Source organism: Brachyspira sp., from assembly GCF_029258575.1.
GTDB lineage: Bacteria > Spirochaetota > Brachyspiria > Brachyspirales > Brachyspiraceae > Brachyspira.
Window position 1 is genome coordinate 1 of sequence record NZ_JARHYI010000023.1, and the last position, 17,736, is coordinate 17,736.

The 17,736-nt window shown below is 26.3% G+C and carries 14 protein-coding genes and 1 pseudogene; 5 read left to right on the top strand and 10 right to left on the bottom strand.

Annotated elements, in window-relative coordinates:
- The 5 genes and pseudogenes from Q1J76_RS01610 to Q1J76_RS01630 all read right to left on the bottom strand — a co-directional run.
- Window positions 1–294, bottom strand: a pseudogene (locus Q1J76_RS01610) (hypothetical protein); the annotation flags it as partial.
- 9 nt (window positions 295–303) lie between these two features.
- Complete coding sequence (locus Q1J76_RS01615; protein WP_300365789.1) at window positions 304–1,197, bottom strand: carbohydrate ABC transporter permease; 894 nt, start codon at window positions 1,195–1,197, stop codon at window positions 304–306.
- Window positions 1,198–1,275: 78 nt separating this feature from the next.
- Entirely contained in the window at window positions 1,276–2,577 is a 1,302-nt protein-coding gene (locus tag Q1J76_RS01620; RefSeq protein WP_300365793.1) for an extracellular solute-binding protein, read from the bottom strand.
- A gap of 28 nt (window positions 2,578–2,605) precedes the next feature.
- On the bottom strand, window positions 2,606–3,919 hold the full coding sequence (gene xylA / locus Q1J76_RS01625; RefSeq protein WP_300365795.1) for a xylose isomerase: 1,314 nt from the start codon (window positions 3,917–3,919) through the stop codon (window positions 2,606–2,608).
- Window positions 3,920–4,055: 136 nt separating this feature from the next.
- The gene (locus Q1J76_RS01630; protein WP_300365798.1) at window positions 4,056–5,201 is read right to left on the bottom strand and encodes an ROK family protein; all 1,146 of its coding nucleotides are present in this window, start codon (window positions 5,199–5,201) and stop codon (window positions 4,056–4,058) included.
- A 199-nt stretch (window positions 5,202–5,400) separates the two neighbouring features.
- Between Q1J76_RS01630 and Q1J76_RS01635 the strand changes: the two genes are divergently transcribed.
- Window positions 5,401–6,957 carry an FGGY family carbohydrate kinase gene (locus tag Q1J76_RS01635; RefSeq protein ID WP_300365801.1) on the top strand — a complete coding sequence of 519 codons (1,557 nt, stop codon included), beginning with the start codon at window positions 5,401–5,403 and terminating at the stop codon, window positions 6,955–6,957.
- 34 nt (window positions 6,958–6,991) lie between these two features.
- Here Q1J76_RS01635 and Q1J76_RS01640 read toward each other — a convergent pair whose 3' ends face one another.
- On the bottom strand, window positions 6,992–7,939 hold the full coding sequence (locus Q1J76_RS01640) for a DUF7916 family protein (RefSeq protein WP_300365804.1): 948 nt from the start codon (window positions 7,937–7,939) through the stop codon (window positions 6,992–6,994).
- An 18-nt stretch (window positions 7,940–7,957) separates the two neighbouring features.
- Complete coding sequence (locus tag Q1J76_RS01645) at window positions 7,958–9,400, bottom strand: PTS sugar transporter subunit IIC (RefSeq protein WP_300365807.1); 1,443 nt, start codon at window positions 9,398–9,400, stop codon at window positions 7,958–7,960.
- Window positions 9,401–9,567: 167 nt separating this feature from the next.
- Here Q1J76_RS01645 and Q1J76_RS01650 point away from each other — a divergent pair, with 167 nt between their 5' ends.
- The 4 genes from Q1J76_RS01650 (at window position 9,568) to Q1J76_RS01665 (ending at window position 14,441) form a co-directional block, all read left to right on the top strand.
- Window positions 9,568–9,825: an FmdB family zinc ribbon protein gene (locus Q1J76_RS01650; RefSeq protein ID WP_300365810.1), complete on the top strand. Its 258-nt coding sequence runs from the start codon at window positions 9,568–9,570 to the stop codon at window positions 9,823–9,825.
- A gap of 95 nt (window positions 9,826–9,920) precedes the next feature.
- The gene (rlmN, locus tag Q1J76_RS01655) at window positions 9,921–10,949 is read left to right on the top strand and encodes a dual-specificity RNA methyltransferase RlmN (RefSeq protein ID WP_300365813.1); all 1,029 of its coding nucleotides are present in this window, start codon (window positions 9,921–9,923) and stop codon (window positions 10,947–10,949) included.
- Window positions 10,950–11,028: 79 nt separating this feature from the next.
- A complete protein-coding gene (locus Q1J76_RS01660) occupies window positions 11,029–13,722 on the top strand; it encodes a DUF4132 domain-containing protein (RefSeq protein ID WP_300365816.1) in 2,694 nt (897 codons plus the stop codon).
- Window positions 13,719–14,441 carry a polyprenol monophosphomannose synthase gene (locus tag Q1J76_RS01665; protein WP_300365819.1) on the top strand — a complete coding sequence of 241 codons (723 nt, stop codon included), beginning with the start codon at window positions 13,719–13,721 and terminating at the stop codon, window positions 14,439–14,441. Before Q1J76_RS01660 ends, Q1J76_RS01665 begins: the two co-directional genes overlap by 4 nt.
- Before the next feature lie 399 nt (window positions 14,442–14,840).
- On the opposite strand, the gene aroA is transcribed toward Q1J76_RS01665, so the two are convergent.
- From aroA to Q1J76_RS01680, 3 genes are all read right to left on the bottom strand, one after another.
- Entirely contained in the window at window positions 14,841–16,103 is a 1,263-nt protein-coding gene (gene aroA, locus Q1J76_RS01670; protein WP_300365824.1) for a 3-phosphoshikimate 1-carboxyvinyltransferase, read from the bottom strand.
- A gap of 26 nt (window positions 16,104–16,129) precedes the next feature.
- Window positions 16,130–17,086: a signal recognition particle-docking protein FtsY gene (gene ftsY / locus Q1J76_RS01675; protein WP_300365827.1), complete on the bottom strand. Its 957-nt coding sequence runs from the start codon at window positions 17,084–17,086 to the stop codon at window positions 16,130–16,132.
- A gap of 202 nt (window positions 17,087–17,288) precedes the next feature.
- Window positions 17,289–17,489, bottom strand: coding sequence for a ferritin family protein (locus tag Q1J76_RS01680; RefSeq protein ID WP_300365830.1), 201 nt, complete (start codon window positions 17,487–17,489; stop codon window positions 17,289–17,291).
- Between the last annotated feature and the right edge of the window lie 247 nt (window positions 17,490–17,736).

A 17,736-nucleotide genomic window follows, 5' to 3' on the forward strand; every position in this document is an offset into this window, starting at 1 on the left:
ATAAGAAGCAAGAGATGAACAAAATATTATCAATATTAAAGATATTAATGTAACAACTATACTATTAAAAAAATATGACCATATACCGCCTTTTAAAACAGAAATATAATTTGAAAAATTTAATTTATTTGGAAAAGCGAATACACCATTAGTAAATACTTCAAATTGCTCTTTAAATCCTGTCATAAAAGTATAGTAAAATGGTATAAAAGATATTACAGCATACAATATTAATACAAATATTATTAATATTTTAATTATTTTTTCATTATTACTATATATTTTTTTATTCATTATTTACTCCTATTTTTCAGCAGTATTTAATTTTTTGAATGTTATGAATGAAATTATAGAAATTATAATAAGCATAGCAAATGCTATAGTAGCTCCATAACCAAGTTTTAATGATACAAATGAATTCTTATACATATATGTTGCCATTAAATCTGTACCACCATTAGGGCCGCCTTCTGTCATAACATATATTAAATCAAAGTACTTTAATGAACCAACAATAGAAAGTATAATACCGCTTTTTATTGTAGGAGAGATATATGGTATAACTATTTCTTTTGCATAATTAAAATAATTAGAACCATCTATTTTAGCAGCTTCATATAATTCTACAGGTATTGAACTTATACTGGCTACATATAAAATAAAATAGAAAGGTATAAATTGCCAGCATATAACAGCAATTATTGCAAATATTGATATATTAGGATTACCTAATATATCTATTGTAATATCTATATTTAACATATTTAGAATACCAGCTATAATTCCAAATTGAGGATCGTATGCATATCTAAATAAAAAACCAATTGCTACAGATGACATAAGCATAGGAAGAAAATATATAGAACGTAAAAAATTAAATTTTCTTCCAACATAATCCATTGCTAAAGCTAATAATATAGCCACAGGCATTTGAATTATAATTGATAAGAACAATATTAATAAATTATTTTTTAAGGCTTTCCAAAACCTTATATCTGTAATTAATATCTTCCAATTTTCAAATCCGACAAAAGTTTTTACAGGATCTATACCATTCCAACTATGCAAACTAAGTATAAAAGAATCTACAATTGGGTAAAAAATAAATAATATCATAAATATTAAAGAAGGAATTAAAAATATTATAGATACAATATGTATTTCTCTATCTCTTATTTTTATCATTTTAGAAAACATAAACACTCCTTCATACTTATAAAATATACACAATAGCAATATAATAAATCGCTATTGTGTATAATATTTTATTATATATTATTTAGAACTAGGACCTAATAATTCTAGTGCTTTTGCTTCTAATTGTTTACATGCTTCTTCAGGTGTCATAGTTTTAGCCAACATAGCTTGTAAAGTATCTTTATGTACCTCAGCAAGTTCTGCTGGTAAATATTGATCATACCAAAGCTGAACAGTTGAAGCTTCATTTATAGCATTAACAATTTTAGTAAATATAGGTGAATCAGCTTTTACATCTTTTACAGGAGGTAATTTACCTATAGATAAACCTCCTTGAACAGCTTCGTTATCTACAAATTTCATCATTAATTTAAAAGCTTCTTCAGGATATTTACATGCTGATGATATGCTATAAAAATTATCTCCTATTGTACCTACTAATTCTTTAGGATCTCCTTTTCCTCCTTCAACTATAGGAAATATAAAAGCATCCAATTTATTAATAAAATCCGGATTTTCACTTGATATTGAACTTATTAAGAATGAACCTGATATAGACATTGCAGCTTTATCTGTATAAAGCAAAGCTCTAGCCTGACCTGAATCATCATCAAGTCCATTGAAACCATCATTAAAATAACCTTTATTAACCCACTCAACAAGTTTTTTACCAGCTTCTATAAATGCAGGATTTTCAAAACTTCCTCCATTTACTCGGTTAGCAGCATCATAAAATACTTTACTTCCTCCTATCCTAGAAACTAATGACATATAGTACATAGATGCTGTCCATTTAGTTTTATTTGCCAAAGCAAAAGGCTTTATACCTTTAGCAACTATTTGATCACATAATGCTTCAAATTCAGTTAAAGTTGCAGGAATTTTCCATCCATTTTTTTCAAATAATTCTTTATTATAGAATACCATAGCTATTATTGAAGATTCTACAGGAAGACCGTATATTTTTCCTTCATAACTTCCTTGACCTAAAGAAGCTGGAAGCAAAGTATTAGATAAATCATATTTAGCAACATAAGCAGTTAAATCTATAATTTTTCCAGCTTTTACATAATCTATCATAGTACCGCCGCTCCAAGTAAAAAATATATCAGGTGAATTGTTAGCACCTACTGCTATTTGTATCTGAGTTTTATAAGCATCATTTTTCATAGGTGTTATTTCTACATTGAAATCAGGATTTTCTTTTATAAATCTTTTGCCTGCATCGTCTTTAATAGTTACTTGTTTTCCAACATTTTGAATATGCCATACTTTTATTGTTTTATCTCCACTGCCATTAGAAGATGATGAAGAATTATTAGAACAAGAAATAAACAATAAGCTAGATATAATACTTAAAATCAAAATTATCTTTTTCATATGATTTTCTCCTTTTATATATAAATTATTATAAATTATAAATAAATTGATTTAATTTAGCTTCAAGTAATTCCTGATTTCCACTAGGAAGTTCTTTTTCTTCTAAAGAAAGAGCATAATCATATAATTCTTCTAATGAAGTAGATTTGCTTTCTATTTTTGCCCCTATTCCGCTATTATAAGAACTGTATCTTTCTTCTATAAACTTATCAAAACATCCGTCTTGAATTATTTTATCAGCAATTCTTAATCCCCAAGCCAAAGTATCCATTCCTGCAATATATGCATACATTAAATCGTCCATAGTATGAGAAGGTCTTCTAACTTTAGCATCAAAATTAAATCCTCCATGTTTTAATCCTCCGTTTCTGATAATTTCCATCATCATTAAAACAGCATCATAAACATTTGTAAGGAACATATCTGTGTCCCAGCCCAAGAAAGTATCACCGTAATTAATATCAACAGAACCCAATTTTCCATGATTTCTTGCAACCTGCATTTCATGCTGCATAGTATGTCCTGCCAAAGTAGCATGATTTACTTCCAAATTAAGTTCAAAATATTTTTCTAAATTATAATGATATAAAAACTCCAAAGTAGTAGCAGCATCAAAATCATATTGATGTTTTGTAGGCTCTTTTGGTTTAGGTTCGATAAAGAACTGACCTTTAAATCCTATCTTTTCTTTATATTCTACAGCCATAGACAAGAAATATGCTAAATGATCTAATTCCTTTTTCATATTTGTATTAAGTAAAGTTTCATATCCTTCTCTTCCGCCCCAGAATACATAACCTTTAGCATTTAATTTATTGGCTATGTCCATAGTTTTTTTAGTTTGGGCAGCAGCGACAGCAAAAACATCAGCATAAGGACTTGTAGCTGCCCCATGCATATATCTAGGATTAGTAAATAAAGATGAAGTAGCCCATAAAAGTTTTTTACCTGTTTTATTCATACTTTCATGAATTAACTCTACTATCATATCCAATTTTTCATTAGTTTCTTTCAATGTAGAATATTCAGGAGCTACATCTCTGTCATGAAAACAGAAATAATTTATACCTAATTTCTGCATAAATTCAAATCCTGCTTCTACTCTCATTTTAGAGGCTTCCAAAGCTTCTTTTCCATTCCAAGGTCTGCTTGCAGCAGGTGCTCCGAAAGGATCAGCACTTCCTGCAGCCAATGTATGCCACCAACTCATAGCAAAAGGCATCCATTCCTCCATAGTTTTTCCAGATATTACTTCTGAAGCATTATACTGCTTGAATGAAAATGCCTCCTTACTATCTTTTCCTTTATAAAGAACTTTATCAGCATTCTTAAAATATTCCATTTATATATCTCCAAACAAAACTTTATTTAGTAAAATTAATTTACTTAAGCGATAAAAAATATCCACAATAATAAAATCATTTTACTAATTAAAGTCTAATAAAAAAAATTATGTTTGTCAAGAAAAAACATATTTTTTAACTAAAAAAATCCTTGTCATATATAAATTCAAAGAAATTAATAAGACCCACACCAACTAAAGAAGATTTATCTCCTAATTTAGATTTGAATACCATAACATTAAATTTTGAATAAAAGTTGTTATTTTCAAAAATTTCTTTTTGTATATAAGGATATATTCTATCCCAATAATCTATCATTTTTCCACTTAGAATGATTTTACTTGAATCGTATATAGAAAGCAGACTTCTTATTCCTCTGCCCAAAAATTTACAATATTCTTTTATTACTTTTTCGCTCTTTTTATCATAACTCTCAAATAACTGATTAATATCATCAAAATCAAGCTTATTTTTTTTCATAATATTTTTAAGTCCGTCATAAGAAGCATATCTCTCAAAACAGCCTCTATTCCCGCAAGTACAAGGCTCTCCGTCCATAATGATAGTAAAATGCCCTATTTCTCCAGCAAGTCTATGAGCACCTTTCAATAATTTCCCGTCTACTATTTGTCCGCCGCCAACTCCGAAATTCGATATAGATATAAGCATATAATTATTTTTATCTGTTTCTTTTGATAAATAAAATTCTCCCAAAACAGCACTATTCGCCTCATTCTCTAAAATAATATTTAAATTCAATTCATATTCTAAGTTTTTTATATTAATATTATTAAGCCCCAAATTGGTAGCATATAAAATATTTTTCCTATCAAAACTAATATTTCCTGGTATAGATATTCCTAATTGTTTTATATTGAGATATTCTTTATATTTATTTCTATAATCATTAACAACAAAACTAATTACATCAAAAAAATTATTATTATTAATAGTTTTTTTATATTCTTTATAATTATGGTAATTTCCTGACATATCAATTACTGCTATCTTTACTAAATTAAAATCTATATCTATTGCTAAAGACTGTTTTTTATGAAGTGTTGTTTTCCAAATCTGAGCCTTTCTTCCAACCATACCTTCTGTAAAATTCTCCTTTGTGATAAAATCATTTTTAAATAAAATATCCAAAGATTCATTTACAGTAGGCTTTGTAAGTTTTAAACTGTCCACTATATCAATACTTGTAAATCTATCTCTTTTGATACATTCTTTTAAAATATTTTTTAATGTTTTTTCTTTTGCTAATACTTGATACTTCATAAATCCTTACTTCAATGTGAAATTATTAAAATTTATTACTTTATATTTAATACTAAAAATACATAAAAATCAAATTGAAAAATAAAGTTTCATGAATTATTAATAAAATATTGATTTTTGATATATATTTTTATATACTTTATATTGTGATTATTTAGTCAAATGATTTAATAAATTATATTTAAGGATAATATAAAAAATGTACACATTAGGAATAGATTTAAGCACACAGAGTATTTCTTTAAGTATTATAAACTGTGAAAATTATAAAAATGAATTAAATATTTCTATAGCATTCAACTCATTAGAAGAAATAAAAAACTCCAAAATGAATAAAAACACATTGCTGGTAGATTCAAATATTGATGGTAAAGCAGAACAGGATACAAATATATTTTTAGCCGCATTAGACAAAGCATTATTACAGCTTAAAGAAAAATGCTCTGTAAAAGATATAAAAGCCATACAAATATCTGCACAGCAGCATGGACATGTTTATTTATCTGAAAAATATAAATCAAATATAGTAAAATTAAAAGATAAATCATCAGTAAATCAAAGTTTAGTTGATATATTAAAAACTTCATATTCCTATGATTATGCTCCTATATGGAGAACTTCATGCACACAAATACAGGCTAATGAACTCAGAAATGCAGTTGGAGGAAAGGAAAATATGATAAAAATAACTGCCTCTAACTCCCCTCTTAGATTTACAGGTGCTATAATTAAATATAATTTTGACAATAATAAAGATTTATCAAAAAATACATATAAAATATTTTTATTAAATACATTTATAGCATCAATATTAACAGCAAAGGATAATATATCTGTAGATTTTGGAAATGCTTCTGGAATGAGTTTAATGGATTATACGAAAAAACAATGGAATGATACTTTATTAAATACTGTATCAAATGATTTAAAAGAAAAATTAGGAAATATAGATAACCCTTCTAGTTTTGCAGGATATATATGCGAATATTTTGTAGAAAAATACGGATTTGATGGCGAATGTATAGTTGGCATAGGAAGCGGAGATAATCCTCAGACTAAAGTATTATATAAAGGCGACATATTATCACTTGGCACTAGTTTTGTTTATATGCTTAATATAGATGAAAACAGCAGAGATTATTCAGGAGTTTCAAATGGCATGTATGATGGAATAGGAAATCCATTTATGATATTCTGTCGTACTAACGGAGCTATGGTTTGGGATGAAATTATGAAAACATATACAAGAACTTATAAAGAAATAACAGAATCATTAGAAAAAAATACTAATAATATACCTCTTGTATTATGGCAAAAAGAAAATGAATCCGTACCTATAAGTAGAGCTTTCCATATAAAAAGATATTATAAAAATCCATCTTTTGATAATGATTATAAGGGAATAGTTTTAAGTTCTTTATCTCTCGTATCATTATATTCAAAACAGTTCATTTCAAAAAATAACAAAACTTATCTCGCTGTTACAGGCGGTCCTACAAAGGATAAAGAAATATTAAAAATAATAGCAAATATTTGGCAATGCCCTATAAGAATACTTCCTTCAGGAGGTGCTTCTCTTGGTGCTGCTATATCTGCTGTTTTACTATTAAGAAAAAAGATTTCATTAGATGATATAAGAGATTCTTTGATTGATAATACGTTCATAGAACCTGACAATAATCTTGCAAATAAATATCATGACTATATGATGGTTTTAAAAGAAAAATTTAATGAAATAAATAAAGCCATATTATGATAATACAGCTTTATTTATTTTTATTATTTGAGGATTATTTTCTATAAGCCATTCTTCTGTAAGTATGTCTTATACCTCTAATAGCGATAGACATAGCCATAATATTTTCAGGTAATGCCATACCAGAATAAGCAGCATCGCCAATATGTACAATATCAGCACCTGCCATCTTTGACCATAAAGTCATTTCTCTGATAGTATTAACATCAGCACCTTCCTGAGAAGTTCCTATAGCCGTTTTTGCTAAAGCTCCGAAACTATGTATTCTTTTTATTTGTTCATGAACAAAATCAACAGTATATCCAGGAAGTGTAGAAGGGGCACCAACCATAACAACATCAGCACCTGCCTTAACCATATTATCAAGCTCTTCCATAGAATACACATTATCTCCACCTGCCCCATGCATTTTTCCTGCAATAATAAGAATTTTATCACCGCAAACAGTTTTTAATTCTTTAGCAGATTTTGATATATTTTCTATTGTAACACCTGTATTTGGGTTTCCTGTAAGAACAACATAATCAAAACCATATTGAAGAAGTTTTTCATAATTCTCTTTTGAAGCTCTAAAGCCTGAATTATAATTACTGTCTTCTGGTACAGGCTCTAAATTAACACCTATTAATCTTCCTGTAACCTTTTTCAAATCCTTAACAACATTATCATTGTTCTTATTCATTTCATTAACTAAACCTTTTAATCTTCCTGAAAGCCAAGTTTGCTCTGAAGAATCAGGATTTTCTTTATATAATCCCCAAACAAAAGGTTTATTCATATCAAATAAATTTAAAGTTATTAAATCTGCTCCAAAAGCAGCAGCAGCTTCAGCATTACTAACTGAATCTATCAAAGGCTGATGACCGCAACATACTTCAGACATAACAGATCTTCCTTCAGATTTTTTAATAATTTCCTTTAGTAAAGAAGCATTCATATTTAAAACATCTTCTAAACTTAATTCAAAAATTCTTTTACCCATATAAGTCCCCTTTTTAATTTATTTAGTTTCGTTATTTTCTCCATTTTCTTCTGCTTCTTCTAATAAAAGTTTTTTATCATAAGCTATTAAAAATGGAAAATACATGGCAGTTAAAATTGTCAAGTTAACTAAAACCAATATTATTGATTTCCAATCTCCACCCGTTGCAAAATAAGCATATAAAGGTGCAGGAAATGTCCAAGGAACAACTGCAACAGTTTGTGAAACAAATCCAAGTTTAGTAGCAATATATGAAGTAATTACACATATCATAGGTCCTGCAATATAAGGAACAATCAAATAAGGGTTTAATACTATAGGAGTTCCAAATACTATAGGTTCATTAATGTTAAATAAACAAGGAGCCAAAGATGATTTTCCTAAAACTTTCATATATTTTGAACGTGCAACAAAAGCCATTAATATAACAAGTCCAAGTGTACCTCCACCACCGCCTATCCAAATAAATGAATAATAAAATTGATTTGTTAATATATAAGGTATAGTTTCTCCATTTATATATGCCTGTGCATTAGCTTCAAAAAGCTGTAATAATATAGGCATAGTAAATGCTTCTACTATAGAACTTCCATGAATACCCAAGCTCCATAATAAACATATAAAAAATACCATTATTAAAGCACCGGGTAAACTATTTATTATAATAGGAAGCCAGAAGAATAGTTTCTGCAATATTACATGTAAATCTATGATTCCATCAGGAAATTGATTTGGTAATAAAGCTGGTATCAAATGTAATAATTCAAATAATGACACTATAACTAATAAAGGAATTAAAGCTTCAAAAGATCTTATTACACCTTCTGGAACTCCGTCAGGCATTTTTATAGTTAAATTTTTCTTTTTAAAGAAATTAAATACAAAACATACTACTATAACACATAAAAATCCTACAAACATTCCTTTACTTCCCATATTATCCATAGGAATTATCATACCTAAAGAATTTAATGGGTTTGAAGTAATACTTAATTTATCACCTATATTAGGCAATGAATCTAATTTTAAAAGCTCCATTAATGCTGCCTGATTTTCATTTGTTACCACAACAGTAGAAAATGACACCGATTCAAATGCTTTAGTCCAATCCAAAGTCATAAAAAACGCTATTAAAGAAATCAATATAATCGGTATTGTAGGTAATTCTAAATTTCTTGATAAATGATAAGCTGTTCCTATAATAACAAATACAGATATAATACTCATAGTAGCCTGAAAAGGCATCAATATTATCTCTCTATTTGCTGCTATCCATTTAAAAACTCCCATAGTTTCAAACCAAGAATTCGGAACTGGAGGATAAGCTATAAGAAGGAAAAAACTTCCAACTATTGTAATACCAATAACAGATATTACACCCTCTTTTACTGCACTAATATACCTATTATTAGATAATCTTACTACAGTATCCATCAAAAATTTTTCAACAAATTGTTTCATAAGTATCCTTAGTTTATAGTTTCAGACAAGTATAAAATAGTCAATTCGTTTGTCAACAAAAAATATTACCATAATAATCTGGTAATAAATATACTTGACAGATTTTAATTTAAATATATATTATTACACTATAATTTAATTATCAAATATAATAAAAGGAAGTAATTATGCCTACTTATGAATATAAATGTGGAAACTGTGGAAATGAATTTGAAGAATTTCAATCAATAACAGCAGAATCTAAAGCAGACTGTCCTAAATGCGGAAGTGAAGCAAAAAGAATGATATCTTTAAATAGTGGCATCATTTTTAAGGGCAAAGGATTCTATGTTAATGACTATAAAGGAAAAAATAGTACCTCATCTAGCTCATCAAGTTCATCTAGTAGTAATGAATCCGCCTCTACTCCTACAAAAAGCTGCTGAGGGGTTAAATAAAGCTTATAGTTTATAAGCGACAAATATTGATAACATTATATGGTATAAATATAATAAAATAAAAATTTAATTTAAGAAAGTTTATGGCTAAAAAAATATCTATAATGAATGTTTCAGAAGAGGAATTATCTAAATTCTGTATAGAAAATAATTTCCCTAAATTTCATGCATCTCAAATACTGAATTGGATATATAAAAAGTATGCAATAAGTTTTGAGGAAATGAGCAATATACCAAAAAATTTAAGGACTTTATTAGATGAATACTATTTTATACATAATTCAAAAATAGAAAATATTTCAGAAGATGAATACGGCACTCAAAAATTATTAATATCATTATATGATAGAAAAAAAGTAGAATCTGTTATACTAAAGAAAAAAGACAGGGTAACATTCTGTTTATCATCACAAGTAGGATGTGGATACGGATGTGCTTTTTGTGCCACTGGAAGTATGGGACTTTCTAGAAATCTAACCGCTGATGAAATATTAGCTGAATTTCTACTTATGAGAGCCGTTACAAAAAAAGTCAATTCAATAGTATTTATGGGCATGGGAGAACCTTTGGCAAATACAAAGAATCTTTTTAAAGCAATAGATACTATTAATTCATTCAAAGGTTTTAATTTAGGTATAAGACATATTACAATATCAACATCTGGAGAGGTTGCTGGAATAAAACAGTTAATTGAAAGAGATTTGGACTGCAGATTAGCTGTTTCTTTGCATTCATTAAAAAATGATATAAGAGATAAAATTATGCCTATAAATAAAAGATATCCAATAGAAAATCTTATGGCTATACTAAAAAGATATAGTAAGAATGGAAAGAGAATGATTACATTTGAATGGGTGCTTATTAAAGATATTAATGATTCTGTTAATGATGCATACAGACTTGTAAATTTGAAAAAAGAATTCCCTTTTAAGGTTAATGTCATACCTATGAATCCTGTAGAACATGCTCCTCAATTGCAAAGACCTAATAAAGATATTATATTAAGATTCAAATCTATACTTAAAGACAATGGAGTCGAAGTCGTTGAGAGATTCAAACAGGGACAGGAAATATTGGCAGGCTGTGGACAATTGGCTATTAAAAACATGTAAATTAATATAGTATTTATTATTTATTTAAATAGTTGTATAATATAAGTAATTTTTTATAATAAATAATGAAGAGTAATATATGGAAAAATTTAATAGTTCATTATTCAGCAGAAAATACGAAGGCTATAATTTAGAAAAAGAAATATGTATCATTAATAGAGGTATAGTAGAAAATGATATATATGCCTTGGATTTTTTAAGAGAAGCCAATTATACATACAATAAAGACAGAGAATATTTTTATTCATTATATAAAACATTAGAAAACAGTAATAACTGTGGTATATATTTGATATTAACTTCCATTTTGCTGAAAAATGATGATGAAAAAGCTAATCTAAAAATAGCCGATAAAAAAATATATATTTTACTTCAAAAGCTTTATGACTCTTATTATGCCAAATACAATATAGTAGAACATCTTGGAATACCTAACAGTATTACAATAATAAATAATGATATAATATACGAAGATGATAAAAGATATGAATTAATAAAAAGATTTCATGTAAAAAAATCAGCATTTGGATATTTTAGTGCAATAAAACCTTATAAGCCTTATAATATTAAAAAAACTCCAAACAACGAAGATATAGAATTTATAAAAAAATCGATATTAAACAATTATAGATTATATTATATTTTATTATTATCAGATTACTCTAAAAAATCTAAGAAGCTTCTTAATATAATATTAAAAATAAATAATTATAAAGCATTAATATATTTAATTTTAATTAGAAAAGAAGGATTCAATATCACATATCAGGAAAGTTTAAATTATTTAACTAATATGGATGTAACATTATCTGATATTATAATTTCTTATATATTTTTCTATTCTTATAATGATAGAATATCATATTATGATTCATTTGCAGTTCAGATAAAAAATAAAGAATTTAATAATTTTTTCTATTCACTAATAAAAAAGAATGTGGAATATTTTGAAAGTTTATTTTCAAACAAAAACTTTGTAAATAGAGTAACAAAAAACAGCAAAAATTTCATACCGTTTTTAAATGAATTATACAGTAAAGAAATAGATTTCGGTTCAAGTAAGATACTATGTTCTCTTTTGGATAATAAATCTCATAGTATAAGAAAAACTGCTATAAAAATAATTAATAGAAAGAAAAAAGAATCCTATGAATATTTAAAAACTTTGGAAAGTGATTTAGCAAAGGATATATTAAAAAGATGGAAAAATAAAAAAATTATCAATTTGGGTTTTAAAGATATTGATAATATAGTTAATTTTGTTAATAAAAATTATGATAAAAAATATGAAAAAAATTTATTATGTTTAGATGAATCTTTATTGTATGGAATTATTAGTAAAGACTCTAATCAGAATGTACCAATTATTATTATAAAATATATATATTTGGAATATTCTAAATTAAAATTTCCTTCAAAAATAAAAGATTTAGATAAAATTATTTCGTATTTTGATTTTGAATCTTTTGTAAATGTTATAAAAAATATATATGAAAGATGGATATTTGAAGGTGCTGATACAACTTATAAATTTGTAATGATACCTTATCTTGTTTATGAATCAGATCATAAAATAGATAAAGTATTGAATAATCTTAGAGATTGGTGTGAATCAGGAAGAATTTCTCTTGCTAATTATGCCATATCAGCATTATCTTCCAATGGCAGTATTTACTCTTTAACTTTAATCGATTATATATCAAATAATTTTAAATACTATCAAATAAAAAATACATCAAAATTAGCATTCAAATCAGCAGCAAAAAAACTCAATATTTCAGAAGATACTTTGGGTGATAAAATCATACCAAATTATGGAATAGATAGAAATGGTCAAAAAGTATTAAAAGATGATACATACTCTTTCACTCTCAATATAAATGAAAAATTGAATATTGAAAAAATATTTGATAATAATAAAAAAGAATATGTAACTAATATAGATAAATATCATAATATAAGCAAAAAACTATTAGATGAATTTTACAGTATCAAAAATAATATGAAATCAACTTATGAATTCCAAGTTTACAGACTGCATAAAGCATTAATGACAGGAAAAAAATGGGATATAGATGATTGGAAGAATATATTCATAGAAAATTATATTATGAATATATTATCTGATAATTTTATTTGGACTGTATATAATAAAAATTATAAAATAATTCAGCATGTAAAATATAACAGAACATCAAAAACATTTCAAACCTTGGATAAAGAAATATACAAAATTAATAAGCAGTACAAATTATCATTGGCAAGCCCAATAGAAATGGAAGATGAAGAAATAGAGAAATCTAAAGAATTGATAAATTATTTGAATATTAAACAGCCATTCAATCAAATGCAAAATATTAATTTTTCTTTCAATGATAATGATATAAAAGAAAATATAATAGTAAAATATAGAAATAAAGAAATAAAAATAAAAACTTTTAAAACTTTAGCTGATTCTCTTGATATGGAATTAGATTATGAAAACTCTTATATGGTTGGATATAAAATCATAGATACCGCTATATCTATAGGAGTAAAAATTAATTTAATTGGTATAGATAATGCCATAGATGATAATGATATAATTTTATTTGGAGATATTGTATTTTACAAAATAGATAATAATGAAACATTCTCATACAAAAATATGATAGATCCTAGAATTTCAAATATTAGATATGTTAAATATATAATGTTTAATATAGATAATTATATAAAGAAAAATACAGAAAAACCTAAAAATAGATATAAAAGGAAATCAAGTAAAAAATGAAAGCTACCATAGTATTACCTACATATAATGAAAGAGATAATATAGAAAAAATGCTCAATACAATATTATCATTACCTGAATATATAGAAGTTTTGGTAGTGGATGATAATAGCCCAGACTGCACTGCGACGATAGTTGAGAAGTATTTAAATAATAATAGAGTTCATTTATTAAAAAGAGAAAAGAAAGAAGGATTGGGACCTGCATATATTGCTGGATTTAAACATTCATTTCAGTATAATCCTGATTATGTTATAGAGATGGATGCTGATTTTTCACATGATCCTAATTTCATTATTAAATTTATTGAAAGAATGGAAAATGAAAAATTAGATTTAATAATAGGATCTAGGTACTGTGATGGAATAAGTATAGTAAATTGGCCTTTAAAAAGGCTTTTTCTATCATATTATGGCAATAGATATGCATCAATTGTATTAGGTTCAAAAATTATGGATATTACAGGCGGATTTAAATGTTTTAGAGTATCTGTATTAAAAAAAATGAACTTTGATAATATACTTTCGGCTGGATACTCTTTTCAAATAGAGATGAATTATTCTTTTGAGAGCAATGGATATAAAGTAGAAGAAGAACCTATAATATTTTATGAAAGAAGAAACGGACAATCAAAAATGTCTAAAAATATAATAGCAGAGGCATTATTTAGAGTTATACGTTTAAAATTTAGAAATAAAAAGAAATACTTTAATAATTAAAATTATTAAAATATCAAAATTATAAATAATCAAAGTAAAACGGTTAATATATAATATAGTTAATTATTTCAAATTTTTATAATATAGTTAGGATATGTATTATGAATAAGATTATTTATATTATTTTTACGCCATAGCATTAATATTATGCGATAAAATAAAAGAAGAGAGGTTGATGCTATATAAATATAGTATCCTTATACCAGAGAAATATTATATAAAATTCCTAATATTATAAATTATTATTTGATATAAGAAATTATAGTAATTAGATTTGATTAACCAATAGATTTTCAAGAGTAATATTAAAATGGTATGAATCGAAGCAGAAGTTATTGAAGAAACTGACCTGTTACAAATTATATACGATTAGAAATACTTATAAATATATTAAACAGTTTATAATACTATATTGGCACCTATACTTCTAAATTGTTCTATGAAACTAAAAGATGATTTCTTAATAGACTCAGCATCATCTATAGAGATATTTTCATTTGAAACAATAGATGCCACAGCAAGTGCCATAGCTATTCTATGATCATTATGAGAAGTAGTATTTCCACCTTTAAGTCTTTCAACACCATTTATAAATATCTCATCATTTCCTACCTCTATATTAGCACCTATTTTAGTGAAACTATCTTTTAAATCATTAATTCTATCGCTTTCTTTGTATTTTAATCTTCCTGCATTATACAATCTAGTTCTTCCTTTAGCAGTACAAGCAAGTGCTGTGATAATAGGAGCCAAATCTGGTATATTTGACATATCTATATCCATAGCATTTAATTTATTAGATTTTTTTATTGTGATTGAATTATCATCATTATAATATATATTAGCACCCATAAACTTAAGAATATTTAATATTTCTTTATCACCCTGTATAGAATATTTATTTAATCCATACAATGTAACTTCCCCTCCTAAAGCTCCAGCAACAGCAAAAAAAGCAGCATGAGACCAATCCGATTCTACTTCATAATTTAGAGGGGAATATTCCTGATTTCCATATACTTCTATTACATTATTACCCTGTCTAGATATTTCTATATTTGCAGATTTAAGAGTTTTCAAAGTCATCATAACATAAGGAGTGGATTCTAACTCCCCTTCTATAATAATTTTAGAATCATTTTCCAATAACGGTAATGCAAATAAAAGTCCGCTTATGAACTGACTGCTTATATTTCCAGATACTCTAAACTCTGATGATTTTAACTTTCCTGATATATTAATAAAATCTTTGGAAATATTAAACTCTAATCCCCGTTCTTCCCATATACTCTTATAAACATTCATAGGTCTTGAAAACAATTTCTCTGAACCTATAAAAGTACAATTTACTCCAAGTGCCGATATGATTGGAATTAAAAGTCTTAAACTAGTACCAGATTCTTTAACATCTATAGTCAATTCTTTTTTATATTCTTCTTTAGGTGATACTTTCAAATAATCATCAATTATTTCTAAATCGGCAAAATTAGAAACAGCATTTCTTGTAACATCAATATCAACACCCACATTATCTATCCAAGGCTTTATGATACTTGATTGTTTTGCTAATGATGATGCTATTAAAGCCCTATGAGCATCACTTTTACTCATTTGAATATAAATAGATCCAAAAATATCTGAAGGTTTAATAGTTAAAGACATAATATAATCTCCAATGATTGCATATATTACTGCAATATAGAATCTACAAAACTTTCAGCATCAAATTCCTTAAAATCATCTACTTTCTCCCCAAATCCACCATAATATATTGGAAGAGATAAATAATGAGCAATGCTTATAGCAACTCCGCCTTTAGCTGTACTATCCAATTTTGAAACTATAGCACCTTGTATATTTAAAGCATTAGTAAATACTTTAGCCTGCTCAATACCATTATGCCCAACATTAGCGTCCAATACCAATATAGGTACAAAATTAAATTCTATAAATCTTTCAGTAGCAATTTTTTTCATCTTTTCAAGCTGTCTTACTAAATTTTCCTGATTATGAAATCTACCAGCTGTATCAACTATAACAATATCAGCATCTGTTGCCTTAGCCTTATCCAAAGCAGAAAATAATACACTAGCAGGATCTCCAGCTTGCTGTCCTTTTACAATAGTTACAGAAAGTCTATTAGCCCACTCTTCTAATTGCTCTATAGCAGCAGCTCTAAATGTATCTGCCGCAGCCAATATTACTTTATGATCTTTTTTCAATATATTAGCTAATTTAGCTATGGAAGTTGTTTTACCTACTCCATTAACTCCAACTACAAAAAGTATAGTTTTATCTTTTAACTCTATTTTTTTTGATATAAATTTAGATATTAAAATTTCTCTTAAACATTTTTTAACTTCTGAAGGTTCTTTTATATTTTCTTTATCTACAGCTTCTCTCAACTTTGAAATAATATCTTTAGTTGTTTCAACACCAGCATCTGCGGTTATCAATATATTTTCTAAACTAGCAAAAAACTCATCATTAATTGATGAAGTATTAAACAATGATGATAATGAAAATTTACTTTTAGAACTTGTTAATGAGACTTTAGGTTTTTTAGATTTTTTAATTATTACCAATAATATAAAAATAACTAAAATAACAGAAGCTGCTATTATATATGATATCATAGATTGCATTTATTAATTACTCCAAATAAAAAATTATTAAAAATATTATTTGATATTATATAAACTATTAAGATTTTTTCAAGTTATAAAAAAGCATTGATAATAAAAAATATTACCAATACTTTTCCCCATTAAATAATAATTGTGTTTTTTAATAATTAATTAAAAGCCTAAAAAGAATTAGCTGTAGCATTACATGAAGGACATTTGCTCAGTGTACCCCCGATTCTATATATACAAAAACATAATATAAATAGTAAACTGTAGGTAAAGTTTTCTTAGCATTTAAATCATACATAACTTTAGTATATAATTCAGAATGAGTTTTTTTAACAGAAGTTGTTCTATTAATTAAATCAGTAACATTTTTATTATTTTCAGTTGCAATAACTTTACTGAAAGTAGGATACATTTTGGTATATTCATAAATTTCTCAAGCTATACAGCTTTTTAAATTATCAACATCAGTACCTGTTTTTGGTGTATTAACTGTAGCATTAATCTTTAGTAGATAAAGCCATATCATTTAGAAGTTTAGCATGTAAAGCCCAAGTTGCAAAGCTACTATAAACATAGCAGAAATGCTTTTATTTTGAGTCTTCTTATCAAATTCAGTATAAGAAACAGATACATTCATCTCATCATTATATGACTGAGAT

What these genes read in the sequence shown, in the direction of transcription:
- aroA (WP_300365824.1), bottom strand. Translation starts at nt 16,103, where the DNA reads ATGTCTTTAACTATTAAACCTTCAGATATTTTTGGATCTATTTATATT.
- Q1J76_RS01645 (WP_300365807.1), bottom strand. Translation starts at nt 9,400, where the DNA reads ATGAAACAATTTGTTGAAAAATTTTTGATGGATACTGTAGTAAGATTA.
- ftsY (WP_300365827.1), bottom strand. Translation starts at nt 17,086, where the DNA reads ATGCAATCTATGATATCATATATAATAGCAGCTTCTGTTATTTTAGTT.
- Q1J76_RS01630 (WP_300365798.1), bottom strand. Translation starts at nt 5,201, where the DNA reads ATGAAGTATCAAGTATTAGCAAAAGAAAAAACATTAAAAAATATTTTA.
- Q1J76_RS01615 (WP_300365789.1), bottom strand. Translation starts at nt 1,197, where the DNA reads ATGTTTTCTAAAATGATAAAAATAAGAGATAGAGAAATACATATTGTA.
- Q1J76_RS01650 (WP_300365810.1), top strand. Translation starts at nt 9,568, where the DNA reads ATGCCTACTTATGAATATAAATGTGGAAACTGTGGAAATGAATTTGAA.
- Q1J76_RS01635 (WP_300365801.1), top strand. Translation starts at nt 5,401, where the DNA reads ATGTACACATTAGGAATAGATTTAAGCACACAGAGTATTTCTTTAAGT.
- Q1J76_RS01640 (WP_300365804.1), bottom strand. Translation starts at nt 7,939, where the DNA reads ATGGGTAAAAGAATTTTTGAATTAAGTTTAGAAGATGTTTTAAATATG.
- Q1J76_RS01620 (WP_300365793.1), bottom strand. Translation starts at nt 2,577, where the DNA reads ATGAAAAAGATAATTTTGATTTTAAGTATTATATCTAGCTTATTGTTT.
- Q1J76_RS01660 (WP_300365816.1), top strand. Translation starts at nt 11,029, where the DNA reads ATGGAAAAATTTAATAGTTCATTATTCAGCAGAAAATACGAAGGCTAT.
- Q1J76_RS01680 (WP_300365830.1), bottom strand. Translation starts at nt 17,489, where the DNA reads ATGTATCCTACTTTCAGTAAAGTTATTGCAACTGAAAATAATAAAAAT.
- rlmN (WP_300365813.1), top strand. Translation starts at nt 9,921, where the DNA reads ATGGCTAAAAAAATATCTATAATGAATGTTTCAGAAGAGGAATTATCT.
- Q1J76_RS01665 (WP_300365819.1), top strand. Translation starts at nt 13,719, where the DNA reads ATGAAAGCTACCATAGTATTACCTACATATAATGAAAGAGATAATATA.
- xylA (WP_300365795.1), bottom strand. Translation starts at nt 3,919, where the DNA reads ATGGAATATTTTAAGAATGCTGATAAAGTTCTTTATAAAGGAAAAGAT.